This window comes from Tamaricihabitans halophyticus (genome assembly GCF_004340875.1).
GTDB lineage: Bacteria > Actinomycetota > Actinomycetes > Mycobacteriales > Pseudonocardiaceae > Tamaricihabitans > Tamaricihabitans halophyticus.
In genome coordinates this window covers 59906-72903 of the sequence record NZ_SLXQ01000009.1, presented here as the reverse complement: position 1 = coordinate 72903, position 12998 = coordinate 59906, and the positions used below count along the sequence as shown (strand labels likewise).

Here is a 12998-nt window from a genome sequence, read left to right as displayed (position 1 = left end):
ACGGAACGCGCCGGCCGCATTGAGGGACCCCGGCGGAATCGGAAAAATCCGGGCGCCTGGCCAATGCCCGCATTGGATGCCAGGAGTGTGCGGGTCATGAGTGTTGACGAGCAGGCGGGCGCGGCCACACCGTCGTCCGAACGTGCGGCGGCGGCCGAGGGCACTCCCGTTGCCAAGGAAGGCCAGCAGAAACCGGAAACCGTCGCCAGTGTCGCGGGCGCGACCGGCAGGTTGATCGCGATGGATGTCGCGCGAGGCCTTGCCGTGCTCGGCATGTACATCGCGCACGTCGGCCCGAATCCCGGCGACGACGACCCGGCAAGCAACTGGTTGATCGCCTTCTACGGACGTTCCTCGATCCTGTTCGCGGTACTCGCCGGTGTCTCGCTCGCGCTGATGTCCGGGCGTACCCGCCCGGTTTCCGGCCGGCGTCAGGTGGACGTCACGATTCGCATCACGGTGCGGGCGGTGCTGGTCAGCGCGCTCGGCGTGGCGCTGATCGTGCTCACCCAGCCGCTGATGATGATCCTCGTCTACTACGGCCTCTTCTTCCTGCTGGCCATCCCGTTCCTGCGGTTGCGCGCCAAGGCGTTGGCCTGGCTCGCGGTGGGCACCGCGTTGCTTGGGCCGGTCGTTTCGTTCCTGTGGCGCGCTCAGGTGTGGCCACTTGATCCGCCCGGGGAGGCGCGGGCCTTCGAGGTCGCCTCGTTCAACTCGCTCACCGGACTTTCCGACACGTTGCCCGCGCTGCTGGTCACCGGGGCTTTCCCGGCGATCACCTGGATGCCGTTCGTCTTCGCGGGAATGGCGATCGGCCGGATCGACTGGACCCCGGTACGCAACCAGTACCGGTTGCTCGCGACGGGTGCGGCGCTGGTGGTCGCGGGTTATGGCGGTTCGCGGCTGCTGCTGGACGGGTTCGGTTTCCGGGGCAGGCTGGACGAGGACATCGCGCGGGCAGCGGAAAGCCTCGGCTGGTCCACCGACGCGATTATCGGCAGCGCCCGGTTGTACACCGCGGGCAAGGTGCCGACCTCGGACTACACCTGGCTGATGACCTCCTCGCCGCATTCCGGCACGACCTTCGAAATCCTCGGCGGGATCGGCGTCGCCTTCGTGGTCATCGCGCTCTGCCTGCTGATCGCCCGCTGGGTGCGGCCGCTGCTGGCACCGATCGCCTCGGTCGGCGCGCTGGCGCTCACCGCCTACGCCGGACATCACCTGGTGCTGGCCTTCGTCGGTCGACCGGAGGACGACTGGACGGCGATGTGGTGGTTCCTGATTGGCGCCGTGGCGCTGTGCTGGCTGTACCGGTTGCTCATCCGGCGCGGGCCGTTCGAGGCCGTGCTCACCTATGCCGGCAAGGCGACCAGCTGGGCGTTGCTGCGTGGCCCCGTGGACCGTGCCGCTCGCGGCTGAACCGCTCAACCATCCAGGCGGCGGGTCATCCTGGAACGGGTGTCCGTGGCGCCGTCCAACCGCTGCGCGACGTTCGGCCGGGTGCCCTCCGCGCGAGTGACCGTGGGAATCAGCCCGTCCTGCTCCTCGATCACCGGCTCCTGCGGTGTCGGCAGTTCGACGGTGGTCGAGGTGCCAGCCATCGGATGCTGCCGCCGCTCGGTAGTGCCTTCGTCGAACAGCGCGCGCGGCTGGGTGGCTTCCTCGCCATCGCGAAGCACCACGGTGGGTTCGGGATCCTCGCGCACCTCAGCGGCCGCGACGACGGCCCGGGGGATCTTCTGGGTATTCGCCGCGTCCATCGGCGAAACCGCGTTGTCCGGGGTGACGACGAAGCCGCCGCGCGCACGTGCTCGAGCGAGCGCCGCGTCCGCTCTCTGTCGGGGGTCCATCCCCGGCCTCCCCATGTCCAGCTCGAGTCGTAGCTCGAGGCCTGCCCGCAACCCTGTTCTTACCCGAGGCTGTCTCGACCGCGCTAGCCGCGGCCGTGGCGATCCCATCCGACCATCAGTTGACCGAAACTCGATTCATGCTGTGCTGGCCGACCGGCCGACAACCAGTTTCCGAGTCCGATTGTCGAACGCTCGGTCAAATGATCATCCCACGAACCTCGTTGGGTCCGCTGCCACACCATGGTGTGGTATCTGCCAGAGTATTCCTTCCGGGCCCAGCCGTCATCTGAAAGGACGAATCGGCATGTCGCAGCCACCGGATGGTTACCCCGCAGCGGTCGATCCGATAGCCACTGAGCTCGATGCCGTGGTACTGGTCGGCGGCAAGGGGACCAGACTGCGGCCGCTGACGCTCTCCGCGCCCAAACCGATGTTGCCCACCGCCGGCGTGCCGTTTCTCACGCACCTGTTCTCCCGGATCCGCGCGGCGGGCATTACCCACGTGGTGCTCGGGACCTCCTACCAGGCCGAGGTGTTCGTCGACTATTTCGGCGATGGCAGTGCCTTCGGGCTCGATCTGGAATACGTGGTGGAAGACGAGCCGCTGGACACCGGTGGGGCGATCCGCAACGTGGCCGATCGGCTGCGCGGTTCGCACGCGATGGTCTTCAACGGCGATATTCTTTCCGGTGTGGACCTGCGCGCCGTTTACGATACGCACCTCGGCGCCGAGGCCGATGTCACGCTGCACCTGGTGAAGGTCGACGACGCACGGGCATTTGGTTGTGTGCCAACGGATGCGGGCGGCAGGGTCACCGCGTTCCTGGAAAAGAGCGAGCAACCGCCAACCGACCAGATCAACGCGGGCTGCTACGTGTTCCGACGTTCGGTGATCGACTCGATCCCAGCAGGGCGCCGGGTATCGGTGGAAAGGGAAACCTTCCCGGGGCTACTCGAGGCTGGCGCGCGCGTCCAAGGCTATGTGGACAGCGCCTACTGGCTCGACCTCGGTACCCCGGCAGCCTTCGTACGTGGCTCGGCCGACCTGGTTCGCGGGCAGGCGCCGAGCGCGGCGCTACCCGGCCCGCAGGGGGAATCGCTCGTGGAGCCGAGTGCCCGAGTGGCCGAGGACGCGGTACTCGAAGCGGGTAGCACCGTGGGCGCTCGGTGTGCCGTCGATTCCGGCGCGCGGTTGACCGGCGCGGTGTTGTTCGACGACGTACACGTGGGTGCGGGGGCGGTGATCGAGCGTTCGGTACTCGGGTTCGGCGCCGCCGTCGGTGCTGGCTCGGTGGTCCGTGACGCGGTGCTCGGGGACAGTGCCGTACTCGGTTCGGGATGTGAACTGCTTGCTGGTGCCCGGGTCTGGCCGGGAGTGCGGGTACCGGATGGCGGTATCCGGTTCTCCACCGATGTTTGAGGCCGGCCGCGAACTCGATCAACCGGATGCGCGGCTGGTCTGGACGCCGCCGTTCCCACTCGACCTGTCGAGCGTGCTCGCGCCGTTGCGCAGGGGAGGGGCGGACCCGGCGTTTCAGCGTGCCGCCGGCGGGACCTGCTGGTTGACCGCGAATACGACCGAAGGGGCGGCAACGATCGCCCTGCGGCGGGATGGTGCCGAGGTACGCGCCAGCGCCTGGGGTGCCGGCGCGCAGTCCGTTGTGGACGACGTGCCGCGACTGCTTGGCGCCTTCGACGATGACGCGGGTTTTGCCCCGGTGCACCCGGTTGTTGCCGAAGCACGCCGCCGGATGCCGGGGCTACGCCTTGGCGCGACCGGCAGGGTCTGGGATGTCCTGATACCGAGCGTGCTCGAGCAGAAGGTCACCGGCTCCGAGGCGCGACGCTCCTGGCGGGAACTGTGCCGGCGGTTCGGCTGCGCGGCGCCAGGGCCGGCACCAGCCGGTATGCGGGTGCCGCCGAAACCGGTGGAACTACTGCGGATCACCGACTGGCAGTGGCATCGGGCCGGTGTGGACGGTGCGCGACGACGCACGCTGATCGCGGCGGCTCAGGTCGCGCACCGGCTGGAGCGGGCCGCGAATCTGGGTGGCGCGCAGGGGCGCGCGCTGTTGCGCAAGGTGCCTGGGATTGGCCCGTGGACAGCTGCGGAGATCGCCCAGCGGGTCTGGGGTGATCCGGATGCGGTGAGCGTGGGGGATTTCCATTTGCCGAGCACCGTGGGGCATGCACTGGTTGGCCGGCGGCTGGACGATGCGGGCATGCTCGAGGCGCTCGAGCCGTACGCGCCGCAGCGGCAGCGGGCCGTGCGCTACATCGAGGCGAGCGGGTTCACGCCACCCCGGTACGGTCCGCGTTTCGCGCCCCGCGACTACCGCGCGATCTAGCGCCCCGTGCCCACAAGATCGCTAAACATTGCGGCGACCGTGGGTGAGTGCGGATTCGACGATGCGCCGGGCTTCGTCCTCGTCGATGCCGAGGTCCCGCACCGTAGCCGCGTATTCTTCGGCGGCTTGCCGCGCCCGCTGCCTGCTCTGCGAACCGGCCGCACTGACGAAGGTGCCCGCCCTGCCCTTGGTCTCCAGCAGGCCAGCTTCCTCCAACTCCCGATACGTTCTGGCGACCGTGTTCGCCGCCAGCCCCAACTCGGTCGCCAGCTGGCGCACCGGCGGCAACCGGGTGCCGGCCACCAGTTCCGCGTCGTTGATCTGCTTGGCGAGCTGGCGGCGTAGCTGCTCATACGGTGGCGTGCTGTCCGTGCTGTCGATATGCAGCCGCATCACGCCACCGCCGTGGCCAGTCGCGCCCACGCGTGGTCGAGCTGTTCGGCCACGGTGTCCGCATCCGCCGGCAGCTCCGTCACCGGCCACCAGCGCAGATCAGTGGACTCGGCGCTGCGCACCGGCTCGGCGCCGGCGGCCGCGCGCACCAGGAATCGCACGTCGAAATGCCGGGTGGGCACCCCGAGCGAGCAGGTCACCGGATGCACGTCCACGTGCAGCGGCTCTGGATCGATCCGCAGCCCGTCGATCCCGGACTCCTCGCGAGCCTCGCGCAGCGCCGCTTCGACCAGGCCGGGGTCCTCCTGCTCGCAGTGCCCGCCGAGCTGGATCCACTTGCCAACCCTCGGATGCAGGGTGAGCAACACCCGCTCGGCCGAATCGTCGAGCACCAGCGCCGAGGCCGTGATGTGCCCGGGCTCGCAGGACCGCGCGCAGGCATCCGGGCGCGCGGCAAGGAAACCGAGAAACGCCTGCCGCAGTGCTTCCTGTTCGCGCCGGGTTGGCGCCCAGCTCGTCAGCCTTGCCCGCGCATCAGCATGCAGACTCACAGTTCAACCAACCCTTCGGTCAACTCCCTCGGTGGCCGAGGGCTGAGCTCACCGTCGGCGGGATGACCGACCGCGACGGCGCCAAGTGGCTCCCAGGACGGATCGATATCCAGTACTTCCCGAACCACATCCGGACAGAACAGAGTGGACGATACCCAGCAGGAGCCGAGCTGCTCGGCGGCGAGCGCGATCAGCAGCCCCTGCACCGCGGCGCCACTGGCGATGGTGAACATATCCCGCTCGGCGGTCGCGCGCCGCTCGTCCGGGTACTCGTGCGAACCGGTCCGCACCAGGAACGGCACCACGAGTTCGGTGGCTTCGTGCAACAGGCCGCCGCGCCTGATCCGGCGATCCACCCGCTGCTCGTCCCAGCCGTCCGCGCGCAGATCCGCCCGCCAGGCGTGTTCCATCTCCGCGAGTAGGCGTTTGCGCAGCGCCTGATCGCGCAGCCAGACGAACCGCACCGGACGGGTGTGGTGTGGCGCGGGAGCGGTGAGCGCCGCGCCAACGGCCCTGCGCATCGCATCCGGGTCCACCTCGGTGTCCGCGAAATAGCGCACCGATCGGCGCAGCAGCACCGCTTCCCGGCGGCCCTGTTCGGTTGCCTCCGCGGTGCCCAACCGGAACAGGTCCTCGTCCAGCGGGCGGATCAGGTCCTTTGCCACGGAGCCGTCATCGCTGATGGTCATGCCACGGACCACGGCAACCGGCGCGTTGCCGGTTTTACCCTTGACCAGATCGGCGGCCGCGGCGAGCTCGTCGGCGACCGCGATCTCGGTTACCTGCAGTTCGTTGCCCTGCGCGTCGGACTGTCCCGCGTAGCCGTGCAGCACCCGCAGGCCGGAGGAACCGATCGCGGCGTCGGTTTGCCCGATTCGCCATGTCCGCCCCATGGTGTCGGTGATCAGCACCGCTACCTCGATGCCGAGCCGTTCCCGCAGACCGTTGCGCAGCGCGAGCGCCGAGGCATCCGGGTCGGCCGGCAGCATGGCGATCTCGTCCGAGGCCACATTGGAGGTGTCGACGCCGGCGGCAGCTTGCACGATGCCGAGCTTGTTCTGTGTGATGAGGGTCTGCTTGATCCGTGCGACGGTGCGTACCGACTCCTCGCTGACCAGCCAGCGTCGCGCGGCGGCCCGCGCCTCAGGGTCGGCCGGTACCTTGATCAGCCTTCCCTCTACTTTGGACACGATCTTGCTGGTGACCACGAGAATATCGCCAGAGCGCAGCCATGGCGCCGCCGAGGCGATCGTGCCGGTAAGGTCATCGCCAGGCCGGAATTCCGGCAGCCCGTTGATCGGAAATATCTCCAGTGGCCGTTCCGCGGCATGATTAGCCAAGGTCAACTCCGGCAAGGTCGAGTGCGGCGCGCGCCATCTCGGCGGTTACCTGGACATCGGACATCAGCAGCGGTACGGAACGCACCGCCACTCCTGGCACCTCGGCGGGATCGCCGGTGTGCACCAGCCATCCATCCAGGATGCCGTTCTCCGTGCTTGTGCGGGCCCCGTAGTGCTCGCCTACCGCCGCGGCGGTGGTGTCCACGCCGATCGCGGTCAGGCAGGCATCGGCCATCCCGCGTACGGGTTTGTCGTTGATGATCGGCGAGATACCGACCACTTTGGCGGTGCTCGCGCGCAGCGCCGCGCGGATCCCCGGTACGGCCAGTACCGTGCCGATGCTCACCACCGGATTGGATGGAGCGAGCAGGATCGCATCGGCCCCGGCGATCGCCGCAAGCACGCCAGGACCGGGGGTAGCCTCGGCCGCGCCGATCGGGACGATCTCGCGTGCCGGCAAGCCAGCCCGGTGCCGGACCCACCATTCCTGAAAATGCAGCGCCCGCTGACCACCGTCGGATTCCTCGACCACCACGTGGGTCTCCACGCGATCGTCGGACATCGGCAGCAGGCTTACCCCGGGTTGCCAGCGGTGGCACAACGCCTCGGTGACCGCGGAGAGCGGGTAATCGGCGCGCAGCATCCGGCTGCGCACCAGATGCGTGGCGATATCCCGGTCGCCGAGCCCGAACCAGGTTGGCTCCGCGCCATAGGCGGCCAGCTGTTCGGAAACGGTCCAGGTTTCGTCTCGCTGGCCCCAGCCGCGTTCCGGATCGATTCCGCCGCCGAGGGTGTACATACAGGTATCCAGGTCGGGGCAGATCCGCAGCCCGTGCAGCCACACGTCGTCTCCGGTGTTGACCACCGCGGTGACCTCGTGGGTGGATTCGCCCGCGCCGACTGGCGGTAGGCCAAGCGCGGCTTTGACGCCAAGTAAGAAGCGGGCGCCGCCTACCCCGCCGACCATGACAACGATCTTCACGGGCTGATCCTCGCATGTCGCCCACCAGCGCGGTGCGTCGTGAGATCCTTCCCGCTCCGCGGCACTGGCGAACTCAGCGCCAGAACATGAACTGGTTCGCGCCGATGAGATAGAACAGTTCCTCGCCGCCGATGGCGCCGAATACCGCTTCGGAGATCCCGAAGAACACCTCGCCGACCGGGCGGATCCCGATGAGCACGGCGAACAGGATCAACGGTGCCCATGGCCGTGCCTTGGCGCCGAACCGGCGCGCCTCATACGGCAGATGTGGTTCGAGCGCACCCCAGCCGTCCAGGCCGGGCACCGGCAGGATGTTCAGCACGAAGGCGAGTACCTGCAGCAGCGCGAGGTAGGACAACCCTGCGGCGAGGCCGGCAGGCATTGGCAGCACCGCGACCGAGGTGGTCAGCAGAAGGCCGATGAGCAAGTTCATCAGCGGGCCGGCGAGCGAGACCATGGACTCGACCCGCCGGGAGTGCAGGGCGTGGTGGTTGATCCACACCGCGCCGCCCGGCAACGGGATGCCGCCGACGGCGAGCAGGAGTAGCGGCAGCAGCAGGCTCAGCACCGGATCGGTGTACCGGCGCGGGTCCAGCGTGAGATAACCCTTCAGCCGTACCTCGCGGTCCCCGCCGCGATAGGCGAAGATCGCATGGCCGAACTCGTGCAGACACAGCGAGACGCCCCAGCCGCCGAGCACGAGCAGCACGATGCCGCCGATCAGCAGCGGGTCGGACTCTTGGGCGAAGACGCTGTTGATGTCGCCGAACGCGGCGAGTACGCCACCGACTACGGCAACCGCGAGAATCGCGAGGAACAGCGGGCTCGGGCGAACTGCGGAGCGGTGCACCCGGCATATTCTACGGACAGTGCGTGTGGGCGCCGTATGCCTCCGGGTTGGCCCGCCGACGTGCGCACCGTCCCTAGTGGATCTTGAAAATCGTCTGCTGATCCAGAAGCGGTGTCACAGTTCGACTTTTTCGATCCGGTGTGGCCATCGCAAATCGAAAAGTCAAGTCATACCGGGGAATTCGCAGGTCTGTCGCGAGTCCAAAGTCCCCCATACGCGTGTACCGCGCTTGACCGCAGCGGCTTACGCGGGTGTAATCACAGTGGTGTCATTCGCTGCTACAGGGGGCGGCGGGTGGTGTCCGCCAACCGGGGAGTGCGGAAGGCGAGGAGGCGGACGTGGCAAACAGTTGGCAGGGGTCACCGGGACCCCAAGGGAGTGACGTCGGAAAAGTGACTGAGTGGGGGGAGCACCTCGGCAAAGAGTTCGATCTGCTGACGGACCTGTTCGAGTCGCCAGATGAGCAGGAGTGGCAGGAGCGCGCACTGTGTGCGCAAACCGATCCTGAAGCGTTCTTCCCTGAAAAGGGTGGATCGACACGCGAGGCGAAGCGAATTTGTCAGGGTTGTGAGGTTCGGGGCGAGTGCCTTGAATATGCCCTGGCACATGACGAGCGCTTCGGCATCTGGGGCGGTCTTTCCGAGCGGGAGCGACGGAAGCTGAAAAAGCGCGCCGTCTGATCGTTTCGCGAAGGCCGCTTGCCTGGTCGTGGTGTGCGCGAAAGCCGCGACCAGCCGAGCGGGCCCCGGCAATCACTCGTATCGGTGGTTGCCCCGGGTCGGGTCACGGTGACGATCGGTTGGTTCTAAGGTGTCGTAGTGATCTGGGCTACAGCGGCAGTTGCGCTAGGCGCGGCTGAGCTAGAGCCCGGTCACGACACGGAAACTTGCCGGGCGACTCGTTCGGTGAACCAACGAATCTGAACCCGGGGAGGGGTCGTTGCCCTCAGCCGATCCGTCCGAAGCTCGACTTGCCGGTGCGGCCCGTTCGGTTGGTGCCGTACCCGTGCGGACCGTTCCGGTGTTGGCCATCCTGGTCTGTCACGACGGCGCGCCATGGCTAGGTGGGGTGCTGAGTGCGCTGCGCCGGCTCGCCGTGCGGCCCCGCCATGTGCTCGCGGTGGACAACGGTTCCAGTGATCACACCGGAACCTTGCTCGCCGATGCGGTAGCCGACGGCACGCTCGCCGGAGTGCACGAGCTCGAACGTGACACTGGTTTCGCTGACGCCGTTGCCACCGGCGTGGCACAGGCGACCGAGCGCTGGGGAGACAGCGACAGCTGGATCTGGGTGCTGCACGATGACTGCGCGCCCGAGCCGCAATGCCTTGCCGCGCTGCTGACCACCGCCGAACTGGCCCCCTCTGCAGGTGTGCTTGGCCCGCTGGCGCTGGACTGGACTGATCGTCGGCTCGTCGTGGAGGCCGGACTGTCCACCGATTCCTCTGGGCACCGGCAGACCGGGATCAGCGCGCCGACGCTGGACTGGCGGTTGTTGCGCGGCACCGATACCCCGGAGGTCCCCAAGGGCGAAGATCCCAAGGGAGAAAATCCTGGACGAGACGACTCCGCGCGGGGCACGGCTGACGACGGGAAACCAGTCGACTCGGAACCGGATGGGGCAGCCGCCGAGTCAGTGAAAACCGCTGGTGACGCGGCCGATCGAGCGGACTTCGAGCGCAGCACCGAGGTACTCGCGGTATCCAGCGCGGGCATGCTGATCCGCGCTGAGCTCTGGCATGAGCTCGGCGGTTTTGACCGAGGGTTGCCGGTTTTCGGTGAGGACATCGACTTCGGCTGGCGGGCCAACCAGGCTGGCAGCCTGGTGCTGTGCGTGCCGACCGCGCGGGTGCGGCACGCACGCGCGACGAGTACCGGTCGCCGGCGGCCCGGCGCGCTTGCCGGCACCAACGCCACCGCCCTTGCGGCCAGTCGCGCGCATGGCTTGCGGAACTTCCTGGTCAACTGTGGCCGGATGTCGTTCGTGTTCGGTCTGCCGAGATTGGTCGTACTCCTGCTGCTGCGCGCGATCGGGTTTGGCCTCGTGGGCAACCGGGATCGGGCGGGTGCGGAACTGTACGCGCTGCGCTACCTGTGTAGTGGCCGGGCATGGTTGCGAGCCGGACGCCAGCAGCGTCGGGTGAGTAGTCGACCGGGAACCGTGAGCGGGCTGTTCGTCTCGCGGCTTACCCGGTTGCGCAACGGCATTCGCAACGGCGTCCGGATACTCGTGCGGCGCAATCTGGAGCGCGGTGACGAACTCGGCCGGCTTCCCGAACCCGCCGGCGCGAGTGCGGTGTGGACACTGCCGGAGTCCGAACAGGGCGTGGTCCGCCGGCAGGTGGGGACCAGCGCGCTACCGGCCGGCGCACTGCGCGGAACGGCCGCACGCGGTACCGGGATCGGGCTGCGGAGGCCGAACAGTCAGGCGATCACCGTCTCGGTTCCGGTTGCCGCGCAACGGGCCCGAACCGCGGGAGCGATCGAGCTGGACGAGGCTGACACCCACACGTCCGGCGTGGACGGCGCCGTACCGGACAGGGCTGTACCGGACAGGGCCGGAACGGACAGGGCTGGAACGGACTCGCCTGGAACGGATCGGCCGGGAACCGACGCGGAGTCGAGCGGCGGTCCGGATCACCAGGTCCGGCGGCCCACGCCCGGCGTGCAGTCGCCGAGCTCGGATCTGGTGTTCGTCGAACTGGGCGCGCGCCGGGTGCTCGCCGCCACGCTGTTCTCCCCGCCAGTGCTGATGTTCCTCGGGTTGACGGTGATCGCCGTCCTCGCCAACCTGGATCGGCTCGGGATGGACCTCGTGGGCGGTCGGGTGTTGCCCGTTGGTGGCCTGTCCGAGGTGTGGTCGCAGTACCTGGCCGGGTGGCATTCGGTCGCTGGCGGCACCTCGGCGAACGCCCCGGTGTCACTTGCCGTGCTCGGTGTGCTCGGGGCGGTGTTCGCGCCGGTTGGTGGCCCAGCCACCGCGCTAGCCGTGCTGATGCTGTTTGCCGCGCCGCTTGCGGGTCTCGCGGCGTACGCGGCGGCGCGCCGGGTGCTTGCCAACCGCTGGATCCGCGCATTGGCCGCCGCGGCGTACGCCTTGCTGCCCACGGCGACCGCGGCGGTGGCCCAGGGCCGGCCGGACGTGGTGTTCGCGCATTTGTTGCTACCGCTGGTGCTTGCCGGAGTCGCGGCCGTGCTGCGGCCGCGCCGGTCGGCCGCCTGGTTGTCGAACGCGGTGCTGTGCGCGGCCGGTCTGGCGCTGCTCGGTGCCTTCTCGCCGCTGATCTACGTGGTGCTGGTTGTCGGGATATTGCTCGGTTTTGTGGTGGTTCCGGCGCCCGCTGAACATGCCGGGCGGCGGATCGCCGGGCTGTGCATCGCGGTATTGCTGCCCATCGTGTTGCTGTTGCCATGGCCCGTCGCGCTGCTCAGCGATCCAGGTCTGGTGCTGCACGGTCCCGGCGCTTATCAGCCGGAGACAGGGCAATCGGTGTTCGACCTGTTGAGCCTGCATCCGGGCGGGGCGGGTAGCTGGCAAGGCATCGGCCTAGTGGTACTGCTCGCCGCCGTGGCCGCGCTGGTGTTGCGGCCGACCCGCGCGGCACTGCCGGCACTCGGGCTGGTCCTGCTCGGTGCGCTCGCGCTCGCGGTACTGGTGCTGGTCGCCGTGCCGCCGGTGGTTGGCGGGGATAGCGCGTACGGCTGGACAGGACCGGCGCTGCTGCTGATCAGCACAGGTCTACTGTGGACGGTCGTGGCCAGCTGTCGGCCAGGCGTGGCACAGCGGCGGATTACCCCGTCGCTGCCCCGAATCGCCATGGCGCTTGCTGGCCTCGCGGTAGTCGGACTCGCGGCGAACACCGTGATCGCCGGAAGTGGTGGGGCACTGCGCGGCGATGGCGGGTACACGCTGGCCGAGCCGCTGCGCGCCGAACTGGCCGAATCGGGGCGTTCGGTGCTGGTGTTGCCAGCGGATGAGGAGCCGGTGCGACAGGTCGCGGCGCGGCTGCCCGCATTCGGCGATGACGATCTCGCGCCAGCGGGTGGTTCCGCGCAGCGGTTGCGCGAGCTGGACGCGGGACTGCGCGGTACGGACGAGCAGGCAGCGCGAAACGCGGTCGCGTTCGCGGCGGCATCCGGGGTGAGCTACGTGGTGCTGCCTACCGAGGCCGATGCCGCGCGGCTGCGCGCCGTGACCGGCGAGCTCACCGCCGACGCTCCAGCTACTTCGGACGGCCGAGGCGTGGTGCGGTTGCTGCCGGTGAGCGGCAACGCGGTGTTGATTTCCCCTGAGCTCGCACAGCGCGCGGTACGCGGGGGCGCGCCATCGATGGAAACCTCCGGTACCGCCGTCGCGCCGGTGGACGCGGAGCCGCCGGATGTCGCCGTCCGCACCTCGGATGGCGCCGGCGGGCGGCTGCTGGTGTTGGCCGCCGCCGAGGAGCCCGGCTGGCGGGCAAGCGTCGACGGTGAGGAGGCGCCGATCGTGCGGGCCTGGGGGAACCAGGTCGCGGTCGAGGTACCGACAAGGGGCGCGGAGGTGCACGTCGAGCTGCCCTCGGCGTTGCGAGCCGTCTTCCTGCTGGCGCAGGCGGCCGCGGTGCTGTTCACCGTGCTCACGATGGTGCCAAGCAGGCGACGAACTCCCGCGCGCCCGTGATCGCGATCTTGCGGGATCGTGCGGT

The 12998-nt window shown here is 68.8% G+C and carries 11 protein-coding genes; 5 read left to right on the top strand and 6 right to left on the bottom strand.

All coding sequences use genetic code 11. The features are described 5' to 3' along the window. Window positions 1-96 precede the first annotated feature (96 nt). On the top strand, window positions 97-1419 hold the full coding sequence (locus EV191_RS19465) for a heparan-alpha-glucosaminide N-acetyltransferase domain-containing protein (protein ID WP_165913014.1): 1323 nt from the start codon (window positions 97-99) through the stop codon (window positions 1417-1419). Window positions 1420-1424: 5 nt separating this feature from the next. Here the strand turns inward: EV191_RS19465 and EV191_RS19460 are convergent, their stop codons facing one another. Beyond that, window positions 1425-1850, bottom strand: a complete 426-nt coding sequence (locus tag EV191_RS19460; RefSeq protein ID WP_132878552.1) for a hypothetical protein — start codon at window positions 1848-1850, stop codon at window positions 1425-1427. A 304-nt stretch (window positions 1851-2154) separates the two neighbouring features. Here EV191_RS19460 and manB point away from each other — a divergent pair, with 304 nt between their 5' ends. Together manB and EV191_RS19450 are read left to right on the top strand one after the other, a co-directional pair. Continuing rightward, window positions 2155-3270 (top strand): mannose-1-phosphate guanylyltransferase, encoded by a 1116-nt coding sequence (gene manB / locus EV191_RS19455; protein ID WP_132878551.1) that lies wholly within the window; start codon window positions 2155-2157, stop codon window positions 3268-3270. Further along, the gene (locus EV191_RS19450; protein WP_207894590.1) at window positions 3263-4198 is read left to right on the top strand and encodes a DNA-3-methyladenine glycosylase family protein; all 936 of its coding nucleotides are present in this window, start codon (window positions 3263-3265) and stop codon (window positions 4196-4198) included. The genes manB and EV191_RS19450 overlap by 8 nt, the downstream gene beginning before the upstream one ends. Before the next feature lie 21 nt (window positions 4199-4219). Here EV191_RS19450 and EV191_RS19445 read toward each other — a convergent pair whose 3' ends face one another. The 5 genes from EV191_RS19445 to EV191_RS19425 form a co-directional block, all read right to left on the bottom strand. Next, the gene (locus tag EV191_RS19445) at window positions 4220-4591 is read right to left on the bottom strand and encodes a GntR family transcriptional regulator (RefSeq protein ID WP_132878550.1); all 372 of its coding nucleotides are present in this window, start codon (window positions 4589-4591) and stop codon (window positions 4220-4222) included. After that, window positions 4591-5142 (bottom strand): NUDIX hydrolase, encoded by a 552-nt coding sequence (locus EV191_RS19440; protein WP_132878549.1) that lies wholly within the window; start codon window positions 5140-5142, stop codon window positions 4591-4593. The genes EV191_RS19445 and EV191_RS19440 overlap by 1 nt, the downstream gene beginning before the upstream one ends. After that, the gene (locus EV191_RS19435) at window positions 5139-6482 is read right to left on the bottom strand and encodes a coenzyme F420-0:L-glutamate ligase (protein ID WP_132878548.1); all 1344 of its coding nucleotides are present in this window, start codon (window positions 6480-6482) and stop codon (window positions 5139-5141) included. Before EV191_RS19435 ends, EV191_RS19440 begins: the two co-directional genes overlap by 4 nt. Further along, a complete protein-coding gene (gene cofD / locus EV191_RS19430; RefSeq protein WP_132878547.1) occupies window positions 6475-7464 on the bottom strand; it encodes a 2-phospho-L-lactate transferase in 990 nt (329 codons plus the stop codon). The genes EV191_RS19435 and cofD overlap by 8 nt, the downstream gene beginning before the upstream one ends. 73 nt (window positions 7465-7537) lie before the next feature. Continuing rightward, window positions 7538-8314 (bottom strand): site-2 protease family protein, encoded by a 777-nt coding sequence (locus tag EV191_RS19425; protein WP_132878546.1) that lies wholly within the window; start codon window positions 8312-8314, stop codon window positions 7538-7540. Window positions 8315-8745: 431 nt separating this feature from the next. Between EV191_RS19425 and EV191_RS19420 the strand changes: the two genes are divergently transcribed. Then, window positions 8746-8994, top strand: coding sequence for a WhiB family transcriptional regulator (locus EV191_RS19420; protein ID WP_165913025.1), 249 nt, complete (start codon window positions 8746-8748; stop codon window positions 8992-8994). Window positions 8995-9253: 259 nt separating this feature from the next. Continuing rightward, window positions 9254-12973 (top strand): glycosyltransferase family 2 protein, encoded by a 3720-nt coding sequence (locus EV191_RS30370; protein WP_207894589.1) that lies wholly within the window; start codon window positions 9254-9256, stop codon window positions 12971-12973. The last annotated feature ends 25 nt before the right edge of the window (window positions 12974-12998 follow it).